Genomic DNA, 26079 nt, shown 5'->3' on the forward strand with positions numbered 1-26079 from the left:
GTGGGCGTCCGCCGCTTCGACGTGTCGATGATCGACGCGCGGTGGGCGCGCGGCTACTTCGCCGTTCAGGCCCTGGCGGGCGCGCTGTGGTGGATCGCTGTGTTCACGATCCCGCCGGTGCGCGCGGCGACGCTCGGCGATCTCGATGCCGGGCTGATCGCGCTGGCGGACATTCCGCTGTTCGTGGGCGGATCGCTGCTCGCCGTATGCGGTCCGCGCTGGAGCGCCTGGATCATCACGCCGTGGACGCTGCTGGTCACCGCGGGCATGGCGCTGTATGCGACTCTCACCACGCAGGCCGGATGGGGCGCCCTCCTCATGGTCGCCGCCAGCGCCGGATCGGTGGCCGCGGGCGTCGTCCTGCTGCTGAACCGGGTGCCGGCGGAGTGGATCTTCCAGGGGCCGTTTCGCATCCGGCCCGCACGCGGCACCGGCGCGCGGCACCACCTCCTCAACACGGCGGCCCAGATCGTGGTGTTCTGGGCGGTGCTGCTCTGGCTGGTGCCGATCGCGATCCGCTTCATCGAGGAGCGCTGGCGACTGGATCTTCCCGTCCCCGGCTGGGTCCGCATCGCCGGTGTCGTCCTGTTCGCCGCCGCGGCTCCGGTCGGGCTGTGGTCGGCGGCCGTGATGGCGTCCCTCGGCGAGGGGACTCCGCTGCCCGCTGCCGCCGCTCGCGATCTGGTGGTCGTCGGACCCTACCGCGTCGTGCGCAATCCGATGGCCGTGGCAGGCATCGGCCAGGGCGTGGCCTCCGGACTCATCCTCGGGTCCTGGCTCGTGGTGCTGTATGCGCTGGCCGGCGCTCTCATCTGGAACTGGCTGGTGCGTCCCGGCGAGGAGGCGGATCTGGAAGCACGTTTCGGTGAGCCCTTCCGCCGCTATCGCGACAGTGTCAACTGCTGGTTCCCGCGCCTGCGCCGAAGTGGAGTCAGAACAGGGTCCAGCGCACCGCGAGGGTGACGCTCTCCCCCGGAGCGAGCTCGACCAGCGGGCTCAGCAGTTCCAGCTCCAGCAGCGCCGCCGTGGCATGGAACCCGCCCAGCTCGGCGATCGGCTGCGGCACCGGGGTCTGCATCCACAGCTGCGCCGGACTGTCGTCCGGGTGGGAGCCGGTGTGGAGCGCGCTCGACAGGCGCAGCCCGGTTCCCGAGGCCCGGCGGTACTCGATCCACCCGTCGTAGTCGGGGAATCCGAGTTTGCCCACCGCTTCCGCGATCGAGACCTCGGTGAACCCATCGCTGACCGAGACCGGCAGGTCGCCGACCAGACGACGCAGCACACGTGGTGGTCGCGTGTTCGACGTGCACACGCGTACCGAGCCGGAGCGCAGGTCATCGTCGTCGATGGGCAGCTGCACCACCTCCCAGGCCGCCCACCTGCGTCTCACCGCGCTGACGTTGGTGAGCGTGGTCTGCACGGTCACACCGTCACCGTGCAGGGCGATGTCCCGCCGCATCCTGAGCCCCGTGGCAGGGTCGTCGCCGCTCACCAGGCCGACGGCATCCGCGTGCTCGTCGCTGACCGCGAACGCCCCGCCGTCGAACGTCGGGTCCGGCGGACCATGCCACTGCTCCGGCCCCTCCCACCCCTGCGGTGCCACCCAGGACTTGTCCCCGCCCCAGTTCCGCCAGTCACCGAAACCGGCCGCGGGCTCGGATGGCACCGCTGCGCGTGGCTGCAGATCGGGACCGAGGAGGTCGGTGTTGCGCCACAGCACCTCACTCCCCTCCCGCGTGAGGGAGAGGATGCGTCCGCCGAGTTCGGGGGCCACCGTAGCGACGAGGTCGCCGGAGCGAAGCACCAGGAGCAGGGTCATGCGTGCTCGGCACGGGGGTCGTAGGTGAACAGCAGGACATCGGGAAGGCTGGTGGCGAAGTAGTCCGTGCTGCCGTCCTCGTGCTGAGCCACCGGCGCGGTCACCTGCGGACGCGCTTCACCGAGGCTGGCGGGGGGATCCGCGAGCGTGAGGCCCTGAGCGGCACGTGCCTCATCCCAGGCCGCGAGAGTGCGCCCTTCGCCGCCCTCCCAGGGCTGGAACAGGTGACTCTCCAGCAGCTCCAGCGCGCCACCCGGATCTCCCGCGGCGGTGAGGAGACGGGCGTACTCGACCGTCAGATCATCGCGCGTCTCGACCACATCGATCCGCGCTCGGAGCCGATCGAGCCGCTCGCTCACCGCGTGCCCGAGGCGGGCGGCGAGCTGATCCAGCTCGAACAGCAGACGCGCATCCCGGGGGTCCGTCTCCGCCGCGCGGAGGTAGTGCGCCCAGGCACCGGCGAGGTCGTGCTCCACCTCGAACAGCCCGAGGCCCAGGTTGCGGTGAAGACGAGCGCCATCGCCGAGCCGTGCCGCGTCACGCCACCGGTTTACGGCCTCGCTTCGGCGATGGGCGTCGTACAGCAGCATTCCCAGCAGCTCGCCCGCCACCGGATCGGCCGGGTCCGCGGCGAGGGCGCTGAGCAGGGCGTCGTGCGCATCCAGCCCCGCGGGGAAGCACCACCGGTTGTCCGCGCTTCGCGCCTGACGACGGGCTTCGGCGGCTCCGGGCACGTCACCGCGGTCGTCGAGCACCTCGGCCAGCACGTACCAGGCCACGGGCGCCGGGTTTCCTGCGCTGGTGGGGGCCGGCGCGGTGGCCGCCCGAAGAACGGTGACAGCATCATCGAGGAGTCCGAGATCGCGCAGGTCCAGCCCGAGATCGAGCCGGAGGCACGCATCGTCCGGCACGGCGCCGTCCGTCAGGAACGACAGCAGCACGTCGCCGCGAGCGACGCGCACGGCGCGAGCGATGACGTCCTCGGCTCCTTCGTCGTCACCGAGCCCCCGCAGCGCGACGGCGCGCACGGCGGCCAGCGCGGCATCGTCCGCACGCGTGACCGCGAGCGCCTCGGCATCGGCCAGCGCGCCGCGAAGATCGCCGCGTCGCAGGGCGATCCGCGCTGCCCGTAGCCCCGCGGCGGCGGCCCAGGTGACGTCCCAGCCGGCGCGCGCGAACCAGTCCAGGGCCGCATCGTCATCCCGCAGCCGTTCGCAGATCAGCCCCATCAGGTAGTAGGGCTCGGTATCGCGCAGCCGTTCGTTGCGCGCGGTGAGACGACGGATGGCGCGCGCGGCGTGATCGCGCGCCTCCCCATACGACCCGCGCCGCAGGAGCAGCTCGGCGAGCGCCAGATTGGTGCGGGCGTCGTCCGGGTCACGACGCAGCGCCTCGTTCCAGTAGGTCTCGGCGCGGCGTGTGGGATGACGGTACTGCTCCAGATGCAGTCCGGTCAGGTAGAGCTCGTCCACGCTGGCGATCTCCTCCGCCGACGCGGGCGCGGTGGCCACCCACGGCTCCACCGGCTCTCCCGTGGCGGGACGCCACTCGGCGATGACCTCGCCGGCATCATCACGCGCCAGCACTCGCACATCGGCGCCGGTGCTCGCCGCACGGACCTGCATGACGTCACCGGGTGTCAGGTGCCCGCGCTCCTCGGCGGCGACCGAGCCGGCGTCAAGCACCTGCAGCACGATGGTTGCGGGAGAAGTCACGGCGCAGGAGACGACGAGGTCGTCGCCGGACGCGTCCACGTTCAGCGCACCCCGCGGGGTCGCCGCATGTGCGGGACCGATGGCGGGGATCGGGTACCAGAACTGTTCGAAGCGCTTGGTCTCGCCGGGCATGAGCCAGGCGAAGTCCGGCTGGTTGTCGGTGAACACGCCGGCCATCAGCTCGACGTAGGGTCCACCGTCGTCGGTGAGGTGCGCATCCCATGCGTGGCCGAACGGCGAGTTCCCCCACGTCCACTGCTTCTTGCCGGGAGAGATTCGCCGATCCGCCCAGTGCACGATGCCGGCGCCGGCCGCGTGATCGTAGCCACCGAAGAACGACTCCTCGGTATCGACGACCATGTACGAGGTGGGAGCCGGGATGTTGCGGTACCAGTCGATACGGTCGGCGCCCGGGCATTCGCGGCCCCGCGCCGGATAGTCGACGCCGTAGTACGGACGATCCGCCGCAGGGAAGGCGGTGATCGCCCGACGCGCGTGATCTGCCACGTAGTGCACGTCCTGCGGGAAGAAGGACTGGTAGTCCTCGTGCACACGCACCGCGGCGTTCGCCCACCACAGGAAGGTCTGCTTCAGCGGGGTGCGGTTGTGCATCTGCACGGCGATCTCGATCGCCGTGGTGTCCCGGTGCAGCCGGATGCCGTGTGCCTCGGCCATGCGGGTGAACGGATCGTGATCGGAGCACCACACCGTCCGCGATCCGTCGGCACCTTCCTCGATGGAGAACTGCACCGGCAGGAAGGTGGCAGGTCGGTGATGCTGCGGCCAGTTGAACTCGATCCCCCCGCTGATCCATGGCCCGGTGAGTCCCACGAGCGCGGGTTTGATGACGTCATTGCGGTACAGGAAGTCGTATCCGGTGGTCTTGTCGAAACCGGTGGCGATCCGCCCGCCCAGCTCGGGCAGCACGGTCACGTGCAGGTACGCGTTCTCCAGGTGCACCACGCGCCATGCACGCTCCGCACTGTCCCGGGCAACGCCCTCGATGAACGGCAGCGGGTAGACCCGCCCCGAAGAGCCCTGATAGACCCGCTGGTCCAGGAACATCGGCAGGTGCGACGGGGCATCGGGCAGATAGGTGGGCAGCACCACCTCGTCCTCCCAGGCGATCACCTCGCCCCGTTCGAGCTGCGCGCGCAGATGCGCGGGCGGCTCGGTGCGGTAGGGGTCGATGCGGATGTCAGGTTGCATGCTCATACGCTAGGAGCGCCGCCCGCCCGGCTGAATGGCCGAACGTCTGATGCGCCTGGACTTTTCACTGATCTCAACGCGCATAGTGCACTGAAATTGCAGCGGACCTATTCGCGCACCTGGACGATCATCGTCAGTTGGCGTCGAGGATGAGGATGTCGGCGTCCGGCGCCCACGTGAAGGCCACCGGCACTCCGCGAACAACGGCCTCCTCCGCCGTGATCCGCGTGCCGGTCGCTCGCCCGTACCCGTCGAGCACGCTGTAGCGGGTACGAGCGCGGAGCCCCGCCGGGTACACCCGCGCCGCGTCGCGATCCCGGGTCCGGTCACGGTCCCGGTCGAACACGAACAGCACCGTCCGGGAATCCGTCGAGTACTCCACGCTGTACAGCCCTCGACGCGGATCGCCGTGCGTACGCACGTGGCCCGCGAGGATGATGTCGCGGATTCCCCGATAGGCGGTGATCCTGCGACGGCACTCGTCGAGATCCTCGTCGGATGTCCGGGAGAGGTCCAGCCCGATACCCAGGACGCCACACATCGCCACCGCGAACCGGTAGCCGAGCGACGCCGCCTCACGATCGCGATGGCCATCGTCCTCCGCCACCCAGGAGCTCATCGTCCACGACGGGTAGGCGCTGAGGAATCCGTGCTGAATCACCAGCCGGTCGCGCGGACCCACCTGATCACTGGTCCACACCACGTCGGAGCGCTGCAGCACCGCATTGTCGATGCGGGCTCCTCCCGACGCGCACGCCTCGACGACGACGTCGGGGAACTCCGCACGCAGCATGTCCATCACTCGGTAGTAGTTCCGCGTGTGCTGCACGCTCCACTCCCGCCCGTGCGGGTCGCCGGGACGCCCGCCATCGGTCACCGGCCGGTTCATGTCCCACTTGAGATAGCCGATCGGCGCCGAGGACAGCAGCTCCCGGAGGGTGGCCATCACCCACAGCGCGACCTCCTCGCGCCCGAGATCGAGCACGTACTGATTGCGGATCGTCAGCAGCGGACGCCCCTCGGCGCGGTAGACCCAGTCGGGGTGAGCGCGGAACAGATCGGAGTCGGGATTCACGCATTCGGGCTCGACCCACAGCCCGAACCTCATGCCCAGCGCTTCGACGCCGTCCGCCAGCTCGCTGAGGCCCCGCGGGAACTTGGCCGGATCGGGTTGCCAATCGCCGAGACCCGCACGATCGGACGTGCGCCCGCGGAACCAGCCATCATCCAGCACGAAGGTCTCCACCCCGATCGCCGCCGCCCGGCGTGCCAGCTCCAGCTGCTGGGCGATGTCCACGTCGAAGGTGGTGGCCATCCACGAGTTGTAGACGACCGGTTGCGTCCGCGGACCGCGCTCTCGTGCCAGCCCTCGCTGGAACTCGTGCCATCGTGAGGGGAGCTCGGTCATCCCGGCGGCGTGAACTCCCAGGCTGTCGGGGGTGCGGAACTCCTCGCCGGGAAGCAGGGTGATCGTGGTGACGTCGTCGTCCACGCCTGTCGACACCCGCGCATGCGAGCCGACCGCGGCCGATTCCACCTGCAGCCGCCACGATCCGCTCCAGTCCAGCGCCACGCCGTAGACGTGAGTGCCCGACCGTGTCGCGACATCGTCGTCGTCCGGCAGCGCGCTCACGCACACCACCGGGCTGAAGCTCATTCCTGTGACACCCTGCCTGCTGCCGATGCTGAAGGTACCCCAGTGCACCTCGGTGCTGCGTTGCTGGAACTCCCGCGCCCACGACCCCGCCAGATAGTCGATGCGCACGTGCTGGCCCACCGGGGCGTTCCAGGCCGCGGAGAACGCCCGTGGCAGGGTGACGGTGCCGGAACCGCGGTTCGCGACGCGTATCCATCGGCGGATCACATCGTGCTCGCGAGAGCTGCGATAGCCCAGGTACAGCTCCAGCGTTCCCGTCTCGTCCCGGAACGCCAGCTCCAGTTCGTCACCCTGCGGGCCCGAGTTCCACTGCGGCGTCCCATGCAGCTCCCACCGCGCGCCGGTACGGGCATCGCCACGGTCGACGAGCAGCTCGCTGAAGGCGGTGTGGCGCTGACCGTCGCTGGCGTACTCGAGCGGCTGAGCGTCCGCGTCGGCCGCATAGCCCACGAAGCGGTCGGGCTCTGACCAGGGTTCGGGGTCCTCCCCGTCCGCGAGCGCGGGGCCCCAGTAGTCGGACACCGCACCGGACGCGTCCGGAGTCGTGCTGAGCACGTACGATGTGCGGCGGGTGCGCAGGTGCCACTGCGGCATGGTGCTCCTTCGGTGGATCACTTGCCCGTGCCGAGCGTGAGGCCCGACACGAACTGCTTCTGGAAGATGAAGAAGACGATCGCGGTGGGGAGTGCGGCGATCATGGCCCCGGCCGCCACCACGTTCCACTGGCTGACGAACCCGCCCTGGATGTTCAGCAGCTCCGCGGTGATGGGGAACTTGGACTCGGTCCGCAGCACGGTGAGGGCCCAGATCAGGTCGTTCCACACCCAGGTGGTGGCCAGCGCTCCGAGCGCGGCGAGTGACGGGCGGGTGAGAGGCAGGACGAGCTGCAGGTACACCCGGAGCTCCCCGGCGCCGTCCACACGAGCGGCCTCGAAGATCTCCGCGGGGATCGAGCGCATGAACCCGTAGAGCACGAAGGTGTAGAACCCGATGCCGAAGGCGACCTGCACCACGATCAGCGCGAAGAGGGTGTCGGCGATGCCGAGCGATTCGGTGATGCGGGCGACGGGGATCAGCAGGATCTGCGCGGGGAGGAGGTTGCCCGCGAGCATGATCAACAGGATGGTGCGCCGCAGCGGAATCTCGTAGCGGCTCAGCGCGAACGCCGCCCACGAGGACAGCAGCAGCGAGAGCAGCACGGTGAACACCGTGACGATGACGCTGTTCCACAGCGCGTTGCCCGCGAGCCCCTGCGTGAAGACGGTGACGAACCCGTCCAGCGAGAACGAGTGCGGCAGGCCGCCCAGGCCGTTGGCCGTGATGTCGGAGAAGGAGCGGAAGGCGACGAAGACCACGAAGATCAGCGGTGCGATCCACAGCAGAGACACCGGGGCCATCACGGCGTGGAACACCCAGGATGCGCGACGACGGGGGCGGGTGTCCGTGACCTGGTGCAGCGTGGCGGTGTGTGTGCTCATCTCAGTCCTCCGATCGTGCGGCGCTGGCGAGGTAACCGATGATGAAGACGATCGCGAGCAGGAAGATGATCACGGCGATCGCCGATCCGTAGCCCAGATCGACCGTGGAGAAGGCCGTCTGGTACATGTATGTCGACAGCAGCTGGGTGGAGTTGTAGGGCCCGCCTCGCGTCATGGTCCAGACGATGTCGAACGTGCGCAGCGAGTCGATCACCGTCACGGCGAACACCACGGAGTTGACGCCTTTCATCTGCGGCATCACGATGCGCCAGAACCGCTGCCAGCGATTCGCGCCGTCCACCTGGGCCGCCTCCTCGAGCGTGGGATCCACGCCCTTGAGGCCGGCCAGGTAGAGCACCATGATGTAGCCGCATTGCCGCCACACCGCGGCGATCAGCACGGCGGTGAGGGCAGTGCTCGGATCGGCCAGCCACTGGCGGGCGACATCGCCCAGCCCGATGGCGTCCAGCGCCGAGTTCACCGCACCGTCGGGCTGGTACAGCAGCCGCCAGAACAACCCGGTGACCGCGAGGGAGAACACCATCGGCAGATAGATGGCGCTGCGGTAGAAGCCCACGCCCCGACGCGGCCGGTTCAGTGCGAGGGCCAGGAGCAGCCCGATCACCACCGAGGCACCGCCGAACCCGACCACCCAGTAGACGTTGTTCAGCAGCGCCTGGATGAACACCGGATCGGTGGCGAGGTTCTCGAAGTTGCGGAAACCGACCCATTCCGGGGCACCGGCACCGTTCCACTTGGTCAGCGAGATGTAGAAGCTGTTGACCGCCGGCCAGAACACCAGGGCCAGCTCCACCACCAGCGGGATGAGGAGGAAACCCCAGATGATCGGTGGGACACGACGGACTGCGCTTCGCCGCCGGCGTCCGGCCACGATCGTCGCGGTCGCCGCGCCCACCGGGCGGCTCACGAGTTCCACACCTTCTCTGCGGCCGTCTGCCACTCCTTGAGGATGCTGTCGACATCATCCGGCTTGGCGAGGAACTTCGTCAGGGCGGTGTCCGCGGTGGTCTGCAGCGCGTCGGACGAGTCGCGGTTGAAGAACTGGGTGATCTCCTCCGTCTCGTTGAGCATCTTCAGGCCCTTCTGCACCAGCGGGCTGAACTGGGTCGCGTCCACATCCGGCGAGGTCGGCAGATTCGAGGAGCCGGCCTTCTCGATGAACTCCTGCTGCGCCTTCGGGCTGGCCAGGTACGACAGCATCGCGATGGTCCCCTTCGGATCCTTCGTCTTCGCGCTGGCGAAGTAGCCGTCGGTGGGGGCTTCCTCGGCGGTCGGCACCGACGGGTCGATCACGGGAACGCTGAAGAAGTCCAGGTTGTCGGGATTGTCGGTGATGTTCTGGCTGATGAACGCACCCGTGAGGTACATCGCATCCTTGCCCTGCACCAACGGCGTGACGGCATCCTGCCAGGCGTATGAGGTCATGTTGGGGTCGAAGTACGGCACCAGCTGCGCGTAGTACGACATCACCTTGCGCACCTCGGCGCTGTCGAACGAGTGCTTTCCGGCCAGCAGCTCGCGGTGAAAGGCGGCGCCGTTGACCCGGAGATTGAGGATGTCGAACCAGCCCGATGCCATCCACGGCGTGGTGCCGATGCCGTTGGCGAGGGGGTTGATGCCCATCCCCTTGAGCTTGTCGCACATGGCGATGAACTCGTCCCAGGTCTTGGGCTCGGAGACGCCCCACTTCGCGAAGTTGTCCTTCAGGTAGAACACGCCCCACCAGTAGTAGGAGGTGGGCAGGAATATCTGCTTGCCGCTGTCGTCCGTCGACAGCGCCTTCAGCGCGGGCGAGAAGTTCGCGGCCGCGCCGCTGCCGGTCCACATCTCCGACAGGTCCAGCAGATATCCCTTGCTGGCGTAGTCCCGCGCCACCGACCCCGCATACCACGTGAGCACATCGGGGGGATTGCTGGAGGAGAGGTAGGTGGACAGCTGTGCGCGGAACTGCTCGATCGCCACCGTGTTCAGGGTGACCTTGCCGCCGGTGTACGCGTCCATCACGGCGGTGAGCGCAGCCTTGGGGGCGGGATCGGACAGCGACGACTGGAGCGTGAGGGTGCCGCTGGCGGCGCCGCCGCTGCCGCCCGTACCCGGGGAGCCTCCGGTGACGCAGCCGGAGAGGGCGAATGCGCCTCCCAGTGCGAGCGCACCCGCGAGGAAGGTGCGACGTGTGACCTGCAGTTCTGGTGCCATGGTGTCCTCCTCGACGACCGATGGATGGGGCGCGTGCGCCTAGTGGGTGAGATGTTCGGTGAACATCCGGTTGCATTCGATCTGGAGCGCGACATCGGCCCACATCGGATGATGCGGAGCCGCGTTGGAGCACACGATGGTGCCCCAGGCCCCGACGCGAGCGGACTCCCGCACCGCTCGTCGGCAGAACTCGCTGCCCACCGGCCCCTCCTCGAAGGTGCCGTGCAGCGGGGTGTAGCCGATCCACCCCTCCCCGAAAGCCAGCGGGACACCGCGCGAGCGCGACACATCGGCCGCGACGTCGAGCCAGATCCGCAACACACGGTCCATCTCCACGCGATGCCCCTGATAGCGCTCGTAGAGGAACCGGTCGAACGCCTCGGCGTCCACCCAGTCGTGCAGGAAGATCTCGGGCTTGCCGACAATGGTCGCCTCCGCCTTCCACGCCCGCTCCGGCGGCAGCACCCAGCTCTCCGCGTCGGGTGCGTCGGCGCGGAGGATCCCGGCGGCTTCGACGGCGGCTCGCGGGAAGTCGGCGAGCGAGCCGCGCAGATCGAACGCCTGCGTCACCTCGTCGAGCACGCCGTAGATGTAGGGGTGAACGACGAGCACATCGATGTTGTGCGGTATGGCACGCATCGACGCCACCGGCACATGCGCGTAGTTGACCGTCACCGGCTGATCCGGCTGCAGCTCGTGGAAGCGGGCGAGTCCGCGGGTGAGGCGGGGCTCCAGTTCGACGACGGTGCGGGCGTCATCCACGAGCCAGCTGGTGAGCCCGTCGCTCAGATGGCCGATCTGGACCTCGTTGTGCAGCTCGGTGAACGCGATGCGATCGTCCAGACCGTGCTCCGCGAGGAAGTCGATCAGCGCGGCGAACGATTCCGCCAAACGCTCGGCGCGCTCCTCCGGATCGACGGCGCGCAGGGCATCCCACCAGTCGGAGCTGGCCGCGAACGACGATGACTGCTGGTATTCCCACGACGACAGGATCACGAACAGTCCGTGACGCCGGCACACCTCGAACAGCTCGCGCAGGTGCGCGCGCCCATCGATCACCGTGGGAGAGCCGACGTCGTACCAGCGCACGTTCTGCGCGTAGTCGCCGCCGAGACGGTCCAGTTCCACTGCCGTGGTGTCGAGACCCGAGCCGAACAGGAGGAACGGCATGGCGCAGATGCGGATGGTGTTGTAGCCGCGCTCGACGGCCTCCGCGGCCGCCCGGTCGAGGTTCTCGAAGGGCTCACCCGCCCCGGTGCGGACATACCAGGAGAAGTCCCACAGGGTGATGGCGAGGCGATCGGGAACACCATCACGTGGCGGCACGGGAACATAGCGACCTGTCCGATCGGCTGATGGCGTCATCTCTCCTGTGAGCATGTCGCCACGATATCCGCGGTCAACACGGCGAAGGAATGCTGGTTTCTCCGGCATACCTGGACGATTCTCCGACAAGTGCTATCGTCGGCGCATGCTCCGCCGCGATGGGTTCCCCGGTCAGCGCCTGCGCGTGCTCCCGGTGCCGCTGTCCCGCCAGGCACGGGCGCTGCCGGTGACGCAGCGCCTGCTGGTGACCGACGCCGGCTACTTCCCGCGCGCAGCGGCGCACGGGCGGATCCGGCCGTCCGGCGCCGCGGAGGCCATCGTCATCGTGTGCACGCACGGCGGAGGCTGGGTGATGCAGGACGGCCGGCGCGTGCCCGTGGGCCCCGGTGACGCCGTGGTGCTGCCGCCCGATCGGGCGCACTCCTACCTGGCCGATGAAGACGACCCCTGGACCATCTGGTGGTTGCACGCCACGGGCACCGACGTCCCCGAGCTCGTGGCCCAGATTCGCGGCCCGGAGGACGATCCGGTCGTGCATCTGCACGACGTGTTCACCGCCGTGGCCCTCATCGAGCAGGCGGTCGCCCTGCTGGAAGCGGATGAGACCACGGGGACTCTCCTGCGCGCGGCCGGAGCGGCCTGGCACCTGCTGGCGATCCTCGCTGCGGACCGGCTGCGACGCGAACGCCACACCGCCGATCGCATCCACGTGGTGCAGGAGTATCTGCGCGACAATCTCGCCTCAGCCGTGCCGGTCTCGGAGCTCGCACGATTGGCGGAGCTGAGCACCTCGCACTTCTCCGCGCTGTTCAAGGCATCGACCGGATACAGCGTCGTGGACTACCTCAAGCGGCTGCGAAGCGCACGCGCGCGAGAGCTGCTGGTGACCACGGACCTGTCGGTCGCGGAGATCGCGGCGCAGGTGGGTTACTCGGACGCGTTCTACTTCTCCCGCCAGTTCCGGGCGATCAACGGCACCTCACCGACGCAGTTCCGCGACGCCTCCCGGCAGCACATGCCCTAACGGCCCTCGGGCTCGAAGCTCAGGTCGAGGTGCTCTGCGAGCGCCGCCCTTCCCGCGTCCGTCACCCGGATCGCCCGGGTGGTGCGATCGCCACGGACCCAGCCGTTCTCACCGAAGGATCGGAGGATCGCGGCCCCCAGAGCGCCGGCGAGGTGGTCCCGGCGCTCGGTCCAGTCCAGGCACAGGAGGACACGTGGTCGTCGGGTGCGGGGCCACGCGCCCAGGGGCACGCCCAGACGAGAGCACGCCGCTTCGCCTTCCGCGGTGAGGGAGGGAGATGCCGTCACGTCGATGTACCCGCGGGAGGTGAAGGCGTCACAGACGCGCACTCCCAGAGCCCCGGCGAGGTGGTCGTAACAGGTGCGCGCCGCGCGAAGGCGCTGGTCTCTCTCGACGCCGCGCAGCGAGGCCGCCGGTGCCGCCGGCGAGGTGGCGGAGGCCAATTGTTCGATGAGGGCGGCCACCTGAGGATCAGCCAACCGCACGTAGCGATGCCGCCCCTGACGCCGCTCTTCGACGAGCCCTCCGGCCACCAACTGGTGAAGATGCTCCGTTGCGGTCGATCGGGCAACGCCCGCGTGTGCTGCGAGTTCGGTGGCCGTCCACGCACGCCCATCCAGCATCCCGAGCAGCATCGTCGCCCGACTCGGCTCGGCGATCACGGCCGCCACGTTCGCCAGAGCCCGCCCATTCGCCCGGTCGTCCATGGAGCAAGTCTCTCGCGAGAACACTTCGGTCAGCGCCGAACTCCCCGGCTGCAACCATGGGTGCCATGCGCCGCCATCGAACAATCACGCCGTCAGTCCTCTACTTCGGCACTCCCGTCGCCGTGATCTCCACGGTGAACATGGACGGTACGACCAACCTGGCGCCGGTGTCGTCGTATTGGGCGCTCGATGACCTCCTGGTACTGGGGCTCGGCGCCGAAGGACACACGGTCGCCAACCTGCGCGAGCGCCCCGAGCTGGTGATCAACCTGCCCGATGATTCCCACTGGCAAGAGGTCGAGACACTGGGGCGGACGACAGGAGCATCGCCGGTGCCCGCGGCGAAGCCTGCAAGCACGACGTACGTGCACGACAAGTTCGAAGAGGTGGGCTGGCACCCGCTCGCCGCGACGACGGTCCGGCCAGCCAGAGTCGCCGAGTTGCCCGTGCACATCGAAGCACGGGCCACACGGGTCGACGAGGAGGACGGTGGGCTCGTCGTCGTCCACGCCCGGTCGACGGCAGTGCATGTCGATGACCCCATCACACTCGCCGGAACGTCGTACATCGACCCGAGCCGGTGGCACCCGCTGATCTACAGCTTCCGGCACTACTACGGCCTGGGGAGGCGGCGCGGCATCGCCCAGCGCGCCGAGGTGCAACACTAGCGAGCACCGGGTGAGGCTCCGTGGCTCCTACTGCACGAAGCCGTCGCGGATCGCCACGCGGATGAGGTCGGCCTTGGTGCGCACCGGCGTTCCCGCGTTGCGGAACTTGAGCTTGACACGGTCGAGGTACTGCCGGGCCGTCTCCCATCCGATGTTCATCTGCTCCGCGACCTGACCGATCGTGAGGCCCGAGGAGTAGAGGACCAGAGCGCGTTCCTCCTGCATGCTGAGCTTCGGCGGCGCAGGCTCTCCCACCGCGAGGCGCTCGGTCAGGCGGGGCGTGACCCAGCTTCGACCGGCGACGACGGCGGACATGGCGTTCAGCACGTCTTCCTCTCTGTCGCGAGGACTGACCAGAGCGCGCGCACCCGCGGCGAGAACGGATCGGGCATGGCGCGTGTGATCGAAGTCGGCGAGGACGATCACCCGGAACCCTGCCGCGTTCAGTCGGGTGATCGTGGTGAGATCCGGCGCACCGGCGTCCACGGGGTCGAAGAAGGCGATCCCGGGTGCCGCGGTGTCGATCTCGCTCTCGAGTCGTTCCAGCAGCTCCTGGGCATCATCACCGCTGAACACCACGGTGAAGCGCACCAGCCCCTGGACATAGCTCGTCAGCCCGAGACGCTGAAACAGCCGCCGCTCGATGATCGCGACCTGGACAGGCCGCCGTCTGAGCGGCGCCACGCGTCCCTCCGCTTCCTCGTCTCAGGCCACCTCGGCATCCGCCCGGCTCATACGGCGCGCCGTTGGAGACGGCGCCGCAGAGGCCGAGCGCATCCCGCCACCGGGGCGCTCGCTGCTGACGAACCGTGGAGGTGTGCTCAGCCTGGAGGCGACCATCGGGACCGCTGACAAGCCTCGGGCAGGCTGCCGAGTCGCTCTCGCGGTGGGGACTTTTTGAGAATAGGAGGCAAGCGCGCGGCAGCGGCGCGACGAGGGCACTGCCATGGCAGAAAGACCCCACTCTTGGGGTCGCCCCGAGCGCGACGACCGTCACCCGACCGCTCAGCACGCGACCGGGCAGCACACCGGCTTGAGCACCGGTGCCGCTTCAGTGACCGGCGACGACCCCGCCGCGATCCGAGACGCTCAGACCCGCTCCCCCGCGAGAAGCGCGGCCAGCGGTGCGAGCTCGGGTTCCTCACCCGCCACCCGCAGCACGTCCTCCAGCGTCTCGTCGTGCACGGGCTTGGCGTGCTCGTAGAGCTTCCATCCTTCGGCGGTGAGCTCGGTGTAGATGCCGCGACGATCGTCGGTGCAGAGAATGCGCGTGAGCAGGCCCCGGTCCTCGAGCCGGGTGACGAGGCGCGTGGTGGCGCTGGGGCTCAGGGCCGTGGCATGCGCGAGCTGCTGCATCCGCATGTGCCAGCCGGCCTGGCGGCTGAGAGCATCCAGCACGGTGTACTCCACGACCGACAGCTCGGCGTGCGCACCGAGCGCCCGTTCAAGTTCGGACTCGATGCGGCCGTGCAGAGCGGCGAGCGTGCGCCACCCCTGGGCGCGGACTTCGACGGCGTCGTCGGAGATCCCCATGACACTCCTCCTCAAAGTAGTTGCTTGCGCTGGATAGTTGCGTGTGCAATCATTATTACTCGCAACGCAATATCCCGCGTTTGCAACTATCTTACAGGAGTGCTCCACACATGCCTCTCGGACTTCTCGCACTCGCCATCGGCGGGTTCGGAATCGGACTGACGGAATTCGTCATCATGGGCCTGCTGCCCGAGGTCGCACGCGACTTCGGTGTCAGCGAGGCCGCCGCGGGCGGCCTCATCTCCGGCTACGCCCTCGCCGTGGTGGTCGGCGCCCTGGGCCTCACCGCCGCCACCACCCGGCTGCCACGCAAGACCGTGCTGCTGGGGCTGATGGTGCTCTTCATCGTCGGCAACGTCATCACCGCGCTGGCCCCGGAGTATGGCATCGCCCTGGTCGGTCGCATCATCGCCGCCCTCTGCCACGGTGCGTTCTTCGGCATCGGCTCGGTGGTCGCCGCCTCCCTCGTGCCGGCCGATCGTGCGGCCCGGGCGGTGGCCATCATGTTCACCGGTCTCACGGCGGCCAACGTCCTGGGGGTGCCCTTCGGCACGTTCCTCGGCCAGCAGTTCGGCTGGCGTTCCACGTTCTGGGCCATCGCCGCCATCGGCGTGATCGCGTTCGCCGGTGTTGTCGCTCTCGTGCCCGCTGCCTCCGGCCCCACGTCGGCGCCGAGCCTTCGTCGCGAGCTCGCCGCCTTCCGCTCCGGGCAGGTCTGGCTGTCCCTCATCGTCACGGCGCTCGCCTTCGGCGGGATGTTCGGCGCCTTCACCTACATCGCGTACACGCTGACGGAGGTGTCCGGCTTCGCCGCCGGCGCGGTGCCGTGGCTGCTCGTGCTGTTCGGCGCGGGCCTCGTCGTGGGCAATGCGCTGGGTGGCCGTCTCGCCGACAAGCACCGCGACGCCACGTTGCTCTGGTTCATCGGTGCACTGGTCGTCATCCTCGCGGCGTTCGCACTCCTCGCCAGCTGGCAGCCGGCGGTGGTCGTGCTGCTCGCACTGATGGGCGGCTTCGGATTCGGCACCGTTCCCGGCCTGCAGAGCCGCGTGATGGCCTACGCCGAGACGGCGCCCACGCTGGCCTCCGGCGCGAACATCGGCGCGTTCAACATCGGCAACGCCCTGGGAGCCTGGGCGGGCGGTCTCGGCATCAGTGCCGGTCTCGGCTTCACCTCGCCGTTGTGGATCGGCGCTGCGATCACCATCGTGGCCTTCGTCGTGATGGTCGCCGCCGCCCTCACCGCCCGCACTCCGCGCACGGCACCGGCTCCCGCCGTTCCCGCCACCGTCTAACTCATCCCCTCCAGCTCATCCCACAAGGAGAACCATGTCCATCGACATCCCCACGATCACGCTCAACAACGGCGTGTCCATGCCCCAACTCGGATTCGGCGTCTTCCAGGTGCCCGACGAGGAGACGACCACCGCCGTGACCGCCGCGCTCCAGGCCGGCTACCGCTCCATCGACACCGCCGCCATCTACGGCAACGAAGCGGGCGTGGGCCGCGCCATCGCCGAGTCCGGGATCGCCCGCGACGACCTCTTCCTCACCTCCAAGGTCTGGAACTCCGACCAGGGATACGACGCCACGCTGCGTGCCTACGACACGACGCTGGCGAAGCTGGGCGTCGATGCCCTCGATCTGTACCTCATCCACTGGCCCGCTCCGGCGCAGGACCTCTATCGCGACACCTGGCGTGCGCTGGAGCGGATCCACGCCGACGGCCGGGTTCGTGCCATCGGCGTCTCCAACTTCGAGCCCGAGCACCTGGATCGCCTGCTCGCATCCGCGGAGGTCGTTCCGGCCGTCAACCAGGTGGAGCTTCACCCGGCGTTCCAGAACCGGGCGGTGGTCGCGGCGAACACCGAGCACGGCATCGCCACGGAGGCCTGGAGCCCGCTCGCGCAGGGCGCCGCCCTCGGCTCCGAGCCCGTCCTGACCGCCGCGGCCGCCCACGGCGTCACCCCCGCTCAGGTGGTACTGCGCTGGCACCTGCAGCAGGGACGCATCATCATCCCGAAGTCTGTCACCCCCGCGCGGATCGCCGAGAACCTCGCCGTGTTCGGCTTCGACCTCACCGATGACGAGCTCACCGCGATCGACGCCCTCGACGTGCACGGCCGCACCGGCCCCCACCCCGCGACATTCGAGGGCTGACCCGCACGCGAGAAGCCCCTGCGAGTCTGAGATCCCCGCGTTGCCGGCTCTCTCGGACCTGCAGGGGTTTCTCGCGTCAGGAGGCGCTCCGGCCGCCGGGTTGAGCGGGCCACACCGTCGGACGAGAGGGCGGACCTCCGGCAGTGCGGAGCTCGGGGAGAAGGATGTTCAGCGTCGCCGCGAGTGTCGCACCGTCGGGATCCAGGAACGGAGCCATCCGGACCTCGGGCCCCGAGTGCAGGCCGTCACCCACCAGCACCAGGCAGACGTAGGTCGAAGACAGCACCCCGCCCCGGCCGGAGACCACGCCCGTGGTGGCCTCACGGATCTGCGACCACGGCACCGTTCGGCGGCGATAGTGCACTCCCGCGCGATCGATGCGAGCACGGGTGCGTGGCCACGCCAGCCGCAGGATCCAGATGATGCCCACGAGGCAGACGACGCCGAACACGGACATCAGCGCGATGCCGATCGACGGATCGAGGAAGCCGCCGAGCGCGACGAGGATGACGCACGGCAGCACCAGAGCACAGCGGATGAGGATCCAGGTCCGGCTGCTCCGCACGACGATCTCGCCGTCGCGATCGAACCTGCGGACGAGATCGGCCACCTCGGGACGCCAGCTCGGCGAGGGGACACGCTCCATGCGACCAGCCTATGTCGACGGCGGATACGATCGTTGAGTGACCAGTCCCGCAGACATCCCCGACGTCGAGGTGGACGGCGGCATGATCCGTCTCGGCCAGTTCCTGAAGTTCGCGGATCTCATCGAATCCGGTGGCGAGAGCAAAGAGGTCATCGCGGAAGGCCTCGTGGCCGTCAACGGCGAGATCGAGATGCGCCGCGGCCGGCAACTGCGCGACGGCGACATCGTCGACCTCGACGACCGCACCGTTCGCGTCCGTCTGCGGGGCTGACCCGCGAAACTTCCGTCCGCCGTTCCCGCCCCGTACGCCGTGTCTTCCCCTTCGGTCGACACGTGAGACTTCCGTCTGTGCGCGAGAAGCGCCGCAACGCGGGCATTCTCGCCCACAGAGAAGTCTCGCGGCTAATTCGGACGACGGCGGCGGGGATTGAGCTCGCTCACGACCATGCCCGCGATGATCAGCGCGGCTCCCACGATGGCGAGCGCCGGCAGGCGCTCCCCAGCCAGGCGGCCGAATATCCCCGCCCACACCGGCTCGCCGGCGTAGATGATGGTGGCGCGAGTGGGCGACACGGAACGCTGGGCCCAGTTCATGGCCCACTGGATGGCCGCGCTCATCGCCCCCAGACCGACCGCGGCGAGCAGCCACACCCAGGAGAACGCGGGAACGGCCTCTCCGGTGACCGGCATGGTGAGAAAGGCCAGCAGGCTCGCGACGATCAGCTGCACCACGGTGACGCGCCCGACGTCCACGCGTCCGGCGAACACGCTGATCAGGATGATCTCAGCGGCGATCGCGAGCGTGCTGATCATCGTCACCACCTCACCCTGCCCCAGCGAGAATCCCGCCGCCGACGGACCCGCCACCAGGATCAGGCCGGTAAACGCAAGGACGACGCCGATCCACACCGTCCACCGCGGAGCTTTGCGGAACACCACCCACTGCAGCAGCGGAACGAGGGGCACATAAAACGCCGTGATGAAGGCCGAGGTACTGGAGTCGATCGTCTGCAGCCCCACGGTCTGCAGCCCGTACCCGAGGTACACCATCACGCCGATCGCGGCGCCCGCGGCGATCTCTCGCGGACGCAGGCCCCGAAGTCCGCGATTCAGGACGAGTGCGGCGATGAGCCCCGCGGCGAGGAACCGCACGCCGACGAAGAACCAGGGTCCCGTCGTGGTGACGGCGAAGTGCACGACGAGGAAGGTGGCGCCCCACAGGAAGGTGATGGCGATCAGCACCCACTCCTGGCGGCTGAGACGGAGGCCTCGGACGGCGGTCGGGATCACTCCCTCATCCTGGTGCCGCGCACCCCGCAGACGCGAATCCGCGACGACTCCGTCACCACGGAAGACGACTCCGTCACCACGGAAGGGGTCGGTCGGTGGCTCGCTCGCTGTCGTCGGGGAGATGCGGGAGCTCGCCGCCACCGGATCGGATGCACAGCCACCGCAGTTCCTCCGCGCTGTCCGGCCGCGCGCGCCACGTGCGCCACACCCCTTGACCCACCCGAACCACCGACCCCGGGCCGACGTCGATCACGTCGTCGTCGAGGCCCATCTGGCCGTGCCCGTGCAGGAACACGTACAGTTCCTCGATGCGCGCGTGACGGTGCCAGTAGGTGGCCGAGTCCCCCGGCTGGAGCGCGTTCGCCGTCATCCCGATGTACTGCATCTGCAGATCGTGATCGACCACGTGCCGGCCGGCCCACGTCGTCTCCGGCCGGAAGCCGCCCACATACTCGTGCCAGCGTTCCGGTGCACCGATCTCGACGATCTCGTAGTCAGGCATGCGCTTCCCTTTCCTCGTGTCCGCCACGCTACTGCGTGGCGGACACGAGGACAGCAGAATCAGGTGAGTTCGCCTGTTGCTCCGCCGCGGCTCGCAGCTCTCGCGCGATGATCGAGGGGCAGCGGCCCCCGCGTGAGAGGACGTGAAGACGTCCGGCGGGCGCGGATCGGATGAGGAGGGTGCAGATGACGCGGCATGTGCTGGTGGTCGGAGTCGATGGCGTGCGCGCCGACGTGCTGCGGGACGCACACGTGCCCCACATCGCCGCCATCGGCGACGCCGGTTTCTGGGAGGACGTCCGGGTGGACGAGCGCAATCCCACGATCTCCGCTCCGGTCTGGGGGACGGTCGCCTCCGGGGTGCATCGCGATCGCCATGGCATCGATGACAACGACCTGCATGGCCACCGGCTGGAGCAGTATCCGGACTTCCTCTCCCGCATCCGTGCCCATGATCCCGCGGTGACGACGTTCGCCGCTGCTGCGTGGGCTCCGCTCGTGGGTGACGCCTCTGGTGGCCCCGTGTTCGCGCCCGGCGGGTTCCGGCCCGACCTGCCCGCGGGCATCGAAGACGGTACGGACGATGCCGCGCTGACCGCCATCGCCGTGATGGACGAGGTGGTGACCTCCCGCACGGCACGGGAGCTTCTCGCCCGCGGCCACTCCGCCATCTTCACGTACCTGCTCCTGCCCGACATGGTCGCGCATGCCGAGGGCGTCACCGACCGCTACCGCGAGGCGATCGAGCGCGCCGACGAGCAGGTAGGCGTGCTGCTGGCCGCCATCGACGCCCGCCCCGACCGCGTGAACGAAGAATGGACCGTCATCGTGGTGACCGATCACGGCCACCGCGACGCGGGACACCACGGCGGAGACAGCGATGCCGAACGCACCGCGTGGATCGCGGCGTCAGGCCCCGGCATCGACGCCGCCTCCGGCACTGGGGTCACGCACGCGGACATCGCCGTCCACACGCTCCATGCCCTCGGGGTCACAGTCCCCGAGGGCATGGATGGACGTGTGTTCGGCACGAGGTCGCCCGCATAACGGCACGGCGACGAGCTGCGGCCCCGGGGGACCCGCACTCAGCAGGGAAGCACGTCAACCCGTGCCCGCGGGCCCGCTTCAGCGCGCGCCGACGGTTTCTGTCGCGGCGGGCGCCGCGTCCTGCCCCGCACCGTCCGCAGCCTCCTTCGGCGCGGTACCGCGCCAGAGACGCCGGGCCGCCGCATCCAGGCGCGCCCAGCTCTTCTCCCGGATGAAGATCGAGTCGATGGCGATCATCGTCAACGAGAACCACGGCAGGCCCATCAGTACCCCGATGGCGATGTGGAAGCTCAGGATCGCGATGAGGGCGATGCGGCGGGTGAACGTGCTCAGCAACATGAGCAGGAACGCGACCTGGATGATGATCGACCCCCAGGTGGCGATCGTCACCATCGGACCCCATTGCGTGATCAGATCGCTGAGCACCGGCCAGGTGCCGAACCGCATGGTGTGCAGCGGATCGTAGACCGCCCATCCGCCGGCCCACGGCTGTCCCTGCGCCTTGTACAGACCACCGGCCGCGTAGACGAAGCACACCTGCGCCGTCAGCGCCACGAGGCCGAGGTTGTGAAGCACCGTCCCGATGTAGGCGCCCGATGTCCCCGGCGGGAACCACTCGCGCTTGGCGCGGCGGCGGGCATCCAGCGACCATTTCGCCGCGGGATCGGTGAAGAACAGGATCATCAGGGTGATGCGGAACATGTTGTCGCCCTGATCGCCGACCATGTCGTTCATCTCGATGAAGCTCACCCAGAGCACGAAGAACACCGGCAGCACGAGCCGGAAGCGCCAGCCCAGCACGAACAGCACGGCCAGGATCATCAGCAGCATGTACAGGGCGGTGAATGCGAGGTCGTTGCCGGCGACGCGATGGAAGCTGCTGAACAGCCAGATCTTGACGAAGTCGCTCCGGGGCTCGGCCAGCTCGCCGTTCCAGGCCGATCCGGACCCGAACGTGTACAGCCGTGTGCTGAAGTTCGCCAGCAACAGGCCGAAGGCGGTGCTGCCCAGCAGGATACGGGTGACGGCGAGCCCGTGCAGCGCCTTCTTGCTGCTGAAGAGCCAGCGTTCGCCGATCTCGACGAGCGAACCCAGCATCTCCAGGAACGTGTTGACCGCGGCGCGGACGGCGGCCGTCACGAAGCGCCAGACGTGCGCGATCGCGGGCAGGATCATCTGCTTCACTGCTGACGCATCCTCTCGTACTGCTCCCGGAAGACCCGAGCGAAGTTGTCCTCGTTCTGCCCCGGGTTCACCCGGGGCTCGCGCCAGCCGTCGAGCGAGATCTTGGGCTCGGGTCTCTTCGCTTCCGGATTGTGCCGCTGCCCGAAGGGAATGATGTTCTGCCGGCTCACACGCACCTGCACCTCTTCGACCGACGGCCCCCAGATCGCCCGCGCCACCTGGGTGGCGTAGGCGACGGATCGCTGCTCCTGCTGCAGATACGCATCGACCTGGTCGGCGGTGACCGATGCCCCCTCGCCTTCGGTGATCGAACCCTCCAGGTCGGCGCGCAGCTGATCGGCGTTGCCGACGTAGCGCTCGGCCAGGATCGCACGCTGCTGATCGCCCAACGCGTCCCACGCCTTCTTGAAGTCCGATGCCAGCTCACTGGACTGGATGCCCGCACGCGGCGGCGTGAGGTTGTAGCGGATCATGGAGAGCTCCACGTCGGTGGCGCTCACCCAGCCCGTCTCCACCCGTTCGCCGCCCTCGACGATCACCGCGCGGACGTTGAAGTGGTAGTCGCCGTTGATGGGCTCGGGAGCGAAGACGCTCCAGGACTGTCCGAAGAACGGCAGCATGTACGACGACAGCGCCTTCCCAGGCACCACCTCCCGCAATGGAGACGGGGGCGCGATCCACAGGAAGGAAGCGAAGACGTGCCAGGCGGTGAAGAGCACCGCGACGAACGCGACGGCGCGCACCCATCGGCGCGGCGGCGCCGGCGTGCCGGAGCGCTGCAACGGTTCGGAGCGAGGCTTCGTCACGGCCGTCACGGCCGAGTCGGCCCCGGGCTCAGCGGGGGTCGTCGACGAGTCGCTCCCCGCATCGATGACGAGGTGGTCGGTCATGGTGCTCCTTCAACGTGACCGGGGACGGCAGCCGCCCGCGGGATGCCGGAGGGCCGGTGACTCCCCCCGTGGAAGTCACCGGCCCAACCGCTGGGACCCGAAGGGTCCTTACTCAGCGGCCCCGATTGCCTGGCGGCGGCGAGCCACCAGGGCGAACACACCAGCGCCGAGCAGGAGCATTCCCAGGATCCACAGGGCGGTGAAGTCGCCGCTACCCGTGGTGGGAAGGCCCGAGGAGCTGCCGTTCGCGTTCTGGTTCGCAGACGATCCCGACGCCGACGCCGAGGCGCTGCTGTTCGCGGAAGCACTGCTGTTCGCGGAAGCGCTGCTGTTCGCGGAAGCGCTGCTGTTCGCGGAAGCGCTGCTGTCAGCCGCAGCGCTGCTGCTGGCCGAAGCGCTGCTGTCAGCCGCAGCCGCAGCCGTGGCGTCAGCGGCAGCCGTAGCGTCGGCCGCAGCCGCCGCGTCAGCCGCAGCCGCAGCGGTGCTGTCAGCGGCAGCCGTAGCGTCCGCCGCAGCCGTGGCGTCAGCCGCAGCCGCAGCGGTGCTGTCAGCGGCAGCCGTAGCGTCCGCCGCAGCCGCCGCGTCAGCCGCAGCCGCAGCGGTGCTGTCAGCGGCAGCCGTAGCGTCCGCCGCAGCCACAGCCGTGGCGTCAGCCGCAGCAGTGCTGTCAGCCGCAGCAGTGCTGTCGGCCGCAGCCGTAGCGTCAGCCGCAGCCGTAGCGTCAGCCGCAGCCGTAGCGTCAGCCGCAGCCGTAGCGTCAGCGGCAGCCGTGCTGTCAGCGGCAGCCGTGCTGTCAGCCGCAGCCGTAGCGTCAGCCGCAGCAGTGCTGTCAGCCGCGGCCGTAGCGTCCGCACCGTTCGCGGCGGCGTCGGCGCTGGCGTCGTTGGACGACGTCGCCTGCGCTGCGACCGAGGCCGCTGCGCCACCGTCGGGGTTGCCGTTGGCGGCAGCCGAAGCGCTCGCGTTCGAGGAGGTGTTCGACGCGGAGTCGTTCGCACCCTCGGCGGCGGCCTGGGCCGAACCGCCGGCGGTGGCCGATGCGTCGTTCGACGCGTCGGCGTTGGCTGCCGTGCTGGCGGCGGCCTCGGCGTTCGCCGTCGCCGCGGCGTTGGCCGAGGTGGACGCGTCGGCCATCGCGGCAGCCTGCGCTGCGCCCTGTGCGGCCGCCTCGTTGTCGCCGTTCGCGGAACCCGAGGCCGATGCCGAAGCGGAGGCGTTCGTGTTCACGTCACCCGGGTTGGGGGCGTCCGCGTCGGCCTGAACGGTCGCGGATCCGAGCTGCACCGACACCAGCGGCTGGGCCGCGTTGGGCAGAACGCTGAGGGCCAGCGCGCGCACGGTGCGGCTGTCGCCACCGAAGTCGCCCGCGGTGGGCTGCTCGTTGATCGTCAGCGCCACGAGGTTCGACAGCACCGGGCCAACGGCGTCATCGAGCAGGCCGGTGACCAGCGGGTCGAGAACGGCGCTCAGCGTGGGTGCCAGGTTGGCCAGCAGGCCGTCGAGGATCGGGCTCACAACGGGGCCCACCACACCGGCGAGACCGGCGACGATGTTGCTCACCAGCGGCAGGACGATGTCGAGCAGACCACTGCCGCCACTGGGAACGGGCGTCACGGCCGGGTAGCCCGGGACACCCAGAAGGGAGCCCAGCGAACCCTGCAGCGCGAGAGTTCCGGAGCCCAGCAGCGCACCGCCGTCCAGTGTCAGGCTGATGTTGATCGACGAGTCGTAGATGCCGTCATTGATGAGGGCGACGATCTTGCCGATCAGCGAGTTCTCGCTCGAGCCCACGAGGAGGTCGAGCAGACCGGAGGTGATCGCGTTGACCACCGTGCCGGACAGCACCTCGGTGTTGGCCGGCAGCGAGTTCAGGTCGGTTGCGCCAGTGGCGTCCAGCAGGATCTTGGCCAGGTCGATGTGGATCGAGCCGTCAGCCAGGCTGATCGACAGCGACTCATCGGCGTTGGTCAGCGGGTTGGCGAGCAGCTCGGTGCGGACCGACTCGAACAGCGGGTCGAGGTCGACAGTTGCGGCATCCAGGGAAACGCCGCCGGCGCCGAGGGTGGCGAGCTTCAGCGCTGCGTCGAGGGCACCGGTGAGCGTGCCGATGACACCCGCGAGTGCTCCGCCATCGAGGTCGAGCAGGTTGCTCAGTACGCCGAACGTGCTCTCCAGCGTCGTATCCACCGTGTCGGTGAGGCCGGCGATCAGGTTGCTCTGCAGGTCCATCGAGACCGCGCTGAGCATGTACTCGCTCGTGATGTCGGCGCCGGACTGCTTCAGGTGCGAGCCCAGAGCACCGATCTCGACCGATGCGGTGTTGAGCAGCTCCTCGCGCACCGTGGCGCCGAGCAGCTGCTCGATCACATCGCTGACGTTGAGCGTGGCCGGCTGGAAGTCCGGGTCCTCGGCGGCGTCGATCGCGAGGGCTCCGTCCGAGGTCAGCAGGCCCGAGGACACCTCGGACACGCTCTGGAACGGGGTGTCGGCACGACTGGAGAGCAGCCCCAGCGAGCCGAGGTCGAGGAGTCCGGGCTCGCCCGGCTGCGCGATCAGCGGAAGCTGAAGCCCGCCGCCGAGGTCCACCTCGACACCCAGCAGGTTGAGGTTCAGAGCGTCCTGGTCATGGCTGGTCGACCCGTCGGGCGTCCACTGCGCGAGCGCGGAGGCGGTGCCTGCGACATCGAGGCCGACCACGTCGGCCCAGAGGCCGTGACCGTGGGCAGCCGAGACCGACGTCACCGTCTGGTCGTCGGCGAACGCGACAGGACCGAGGATTCCGGCCGTCGCGATGATCGTGGCAGTGGCGGCGCCGACGGCGACCGCCCTTCTGCCCTTCTTGCGATGAAGCTCGCTGAGCTTCGCGTGGGTCTGTCGCGTCATGTGACGCCCCTCCTGGTTGCGTGGGTGGGAAGCAGCCCCGCGCGCGACCACCGGGTCGGATCCGGCGCGCGCTTTCCTGAGAGGCAGCTGATCCCCACCGTATGGAGCATGCACACCAACCGCG

General features: G+C 69.0%; 23 protein-coding genes. 7 read left to right on the forward strand and 16 right to left on the reverse strand.

Features of this window, described 5'->3' with window-relative positions:
* The gene (locus LQ566_RS08290) at positions 1–963 is read left to right on the forward strand and encodes a methyltransferase family protein (protein WP_231091143.1); all 963 of its coding nucleotides are present in this window, start codon (positions 1–3) and stop codon (positions 961–963) included.
* Here the strand turns inward: LQ566_RS08290 and LQ566_RS08295 are convergent.
* From LQ566_RS08295 to LQ566_RS08325, 7 genes are all read right to left on the reverse strand, one after another.
* Positions 932–1819 (reverse strand): DUF4380 domain-containing protein, encoded by an 888-nt coding sequence (locus LQ566_RS08295; protein ID WP_231091144.1) that lies wholly within the window; start codon positions 1817–1819, stop codon positions 932–934. The genes LQ566_RS08290 and LQ566_RS08295 overlap by 32 nt on opposite strands.
* Positions 1816–4743: a DUF5107 domain-containing protein gene (locus tag LQ566_RS08300; RefSeq protein ID WP_231091145.1), complete on the reverse strand. Its 2928-nt coding sequence runs from the start codon at positions 4741–4743 to the stop codon at positions 1816–1818. Before LQ566_RS08300 ends, LQ566_RS08295 begins: the two co-directional genes overlap by 4 nt.
* 133 nt (positions 4744–4876) lie before the next feature.
* Entirely contained in the window at positions 4877–6994 is a 2118-nt protein-coding gene (locus LQ566_RS08305; RefSeq protein ID WP_231091146.1) for an alpha-galactosidase, read from the reverse strand.
* Between the two features lie 17 nt (positions 6995–7011).
* Complete coding sequence (locus LQ566_RS08310; RefSeq protein ID WP_231091147.1) at positions 7012–7878, reverse strand: carbohydrate ABC transporter permease; 867 nt, start codon at positions 7876–7878, stop codon at positions 7012–7014.
* 1 nt (position 7879) lies between these two features.
* Positions 7880–8806, reverse strand: coding sequence for a carbohydrate ABC transporter permease (locus tag LQ566_RS08315; protein WP_231091148.1), 927 nt, complete (start codon positions 8804–8806; stop codon positions 7880–7882).
* Complete coding sequence (locus LQ566_RS08320) at positions 8803–10095, reverse strand: ABC transporter substrate-binding protein (RefSeq protein ID WP_231091149.1); 1293 nt, start codon at positions 10093–10095, stop codon at positions 8803–8805. The genes LQ566_RS08315 and LQ566_RS08320 overlap by 4 nt, the downstream gene beginning before the upstream one ends.
* Positions 10096–10134: 39 nt before the next feature.
* Positions 10135–11475 carry a cellulase-like family protein gene (locus LQ566_RS08325; protein ID WP_231091150.1) on the reverse strand — a complete coding sequence of 447 codons (1341 nt, stop codon included), beginning with the start codon at positions 11473–11475 and terminating at the stop codon, positions 10135–10137.
* Between the two features lie 91 nt (positions 11476–11566).
* Here LQ566_RS08325 and LQ566_RS08330 point away from each other — a divergent pair, with 91 nt between their 5' ends.
* Positions 11567–12445, forward strand: a complete 879-nt coding sequence (locus LQ566_RS08330; protein WP_231091151.1) for an AraC family transcriptional regulator — start codon at positions 11567–11569, stop codon at positions 12443–12445.
* On the opposite strand, the gene LQ566_RS08335 is transcribed toward LQ566_RS08330, so the two are convergent.
* Positions 12442–13152, reverse strand: a complete 711-nt coding sequence (locus tag LQ566_RS08335; protein ID WP_231091152.1) for an ArsR/SmtB family transcription factor — start codon at positions 13150–13152, stop codon at positions 12442–12444. The two genes, LQ566_RS08330 and LQ566_RS08335, sit on opposite strands and share 4 nt — an antisense overlap.
* A gap of 65 nt (positions 13153–13217) precedes the next feature.
* Here LQ566_RS08335 and LQ566_RS08340 point away from each other — a divergent pair, with 65 nt between their 5' ends.
* Positions 13218–13820, forward strand: coding sequence for a flavin reductase family protein (locus LQ566_RS08340; RefSeq protein WP_231091153.1), 603 nt, complete (start codon positions 13218–13220; stop codon positions 13818–13820).
* 27 nt (positions 13821–13847) lie between these two features.
* Here LQ566_RS08340 and LQ566_RS08345 read toward each other — a convergent pair whose 3' ends face one another.
* Together LQ566_RS08345 and LQ566_RS08350 are read right to left on the reverse strand one after the other, a co-directional pair.
* The gene (locus LQ566_RS08345) at positions 13848–14504 is read right to left on the reverse strand and encodes a helix-turn-helix domain-containing protein (protein WP_231091154.1); all 657 of its coding nucleotides are present in this window, start codon (positions 14502–14504) and stop codon (positions 13848–13850) included.
* A 405-nt stretch (positions 14505–14909) separates the two neighbouring features.
* Complete coding sequence (locus tag LQ566_RS08350; protein ID WP_231091155.1) at positions 14910–15353, reverse strand: MarR family winged helix-turn-helix transcriptional regulator; 444 nt, start codon at positions 15351–15353, stop codon at positions 14910–14912.
* Between the two features lie 110 nt (positions 15354–15463).
* On the opposite strand from LQ566_RS08350, the gene LQ566_RS08355 reads away from it, so the two are divergent.
* On the forward strand, positions 15464–16648 hold the full coding sequence (locus LQ566_RS08355) for an MFS transporter (protein ID WP_231091156.1): 1185 nt from the start codon (positions 15464–15466) through the stop codon (positions 16646–16648).
* Between the two features lie 34 nt (positions 16649–16682).
* Positions 16683–17513 (forward strand): aldo/keto reductase, encoded by an 831-nt coding sequence (locus tag LQ566_RS08360; RefSeq protein WP_231091157.1) that lies wholly within the window; start codon positions 16683–16685, stop codon positions 17511–17513.
* 76 nt (positions 17514–17589) lie between these two features.
* Here LQ566_RS08360 and LQ566_RS08365 read toward each other — a convergent pair whose 3' ends face one another.
* The gene (locus tag LQ566_RS08365) at positions 17590–18159 is read right to left on the reverse strand and encodes a hypothetical protein (RefSeq protein ID WP_231091158.1); all 570 of its coding nucleotides are present in this window, start codon (positions 18157–18159) and stop codon (positions 17590–17592) included.
* A 37-nt stretch (positions 18160–18196) separates the two neighbouring features.
* On the opposite strand from LQ566_RS08365, the gene LQ566_RS08370 reads away from it, so the two are divergent.
* Positions 18197–18430 carry an RNA-binding S4 domain-containing protein gene (locus tag LQ566_RS08370; RefSeq protein WP_308070686.1) on the forward strand — a complete coding sequence of 78 codons (234 nt, stop codon included), beginning with the start codon at positions 18197–18199 and terminating at the stop codon, positions 18428–18430.
* A 131-nt stretch (positions 18431–18561) separates the two neighbouring features.
* Here LQ566_RS08370 and LQ566_RS08375 read toward each other — a convergent pair whose 3' ends face one another.
* Both LQ566_RS08375 and LQ566_RS08380 read right to left on the reverse strand, forming a co-directional pair.
* Entirely contained in the window at positions 18562–19449 is an 888-nt protein-coding gene (locus LQ566_RS08375) for a DMT family transporter (RefSeq protein ID WP_231091159.1), read from the reverse strand.
* A gap of 73 nt (positions 19450–19522) precedes the next feature.
* Positions 19523–19951 (reverse strand): cupin domain-containing protein, encoded by a 429-nt coding sequence (locus tag LQ566_RS08380; protein WP_231091160.1) that lies wholly within the window; start codon positions 19949–19951, stop codon positions 19523–19525.
* A gap of 185 nt (positions 19952–20136) precedes the next feature.
* Between LQ566_RS08380 and LQ566_RS08385 the strand changes: the two genes are divergently transcribed.
* Positions 20137–20997, forward strand: a complete 861-nt coding sequence (locus LQ566_RS08385; RefSeq protein WP_231091161.1) for an alkaline phosphatase family protein — start codon at positions 20137–20139, stop codon at positions 20995–20997.
* 78 nt (positions 20998–21075) lie between these two features.
* On the opposite strand, the gene LQ566_RS08390 is transcribed toward LQ566_RS08385, so the two are convergent.
* From LQ566_RS08390 to LQ566_RS08400, 3 genes are all read right to left on the reverse strand, one after another.
* Complete coding sequence (locus tag LQ566_RS08390) at positions 21076–22173, reverse strand: HTTM domain-containing protein (protein ID WP_231091400.1); 1098 nt, start codon at positions 22171–22173, stop codon at positions 21076–21078.
* 5 nt (positions 22174–22178) lie between these two features.
* Positions 22179–23072 carry a DUF5819 family protein gene (locus LQ566_RS08395; protein WP_231091162.1) on the reverse strand — a complete coding sequence of 298 codons (894 nt, stop codon included), beginning with the start codon at positions 23070–23072 and terminating at the stop codon, positions 22179–22181.
* Between the two features lie 108 nt (positions 23073–23180).
* On the reverse strand, positions 23181–25955 hold the full coding sequence (locus LQ566_RS08400; protein ID WP_231091163.1) for a choice-of-anchor G family protein: 2775 nt from the start codon (positions 25953–25955) through the stop codon (positions 23181–23183).
* Positions 25956–26079: the final 124 nt, after the last annotated feature.

Source organism: Microbacterium nymphoidis (assembly GCF_021044885.1).
In the GTDB taxonomy this organism is placed as follows: domain Bacteria; phylum Actinomycetota; class Actinomycetes; order Actinomycetales; family Microbacteriaceae; genus Microbacterium; species Microbacterium nymphoidis.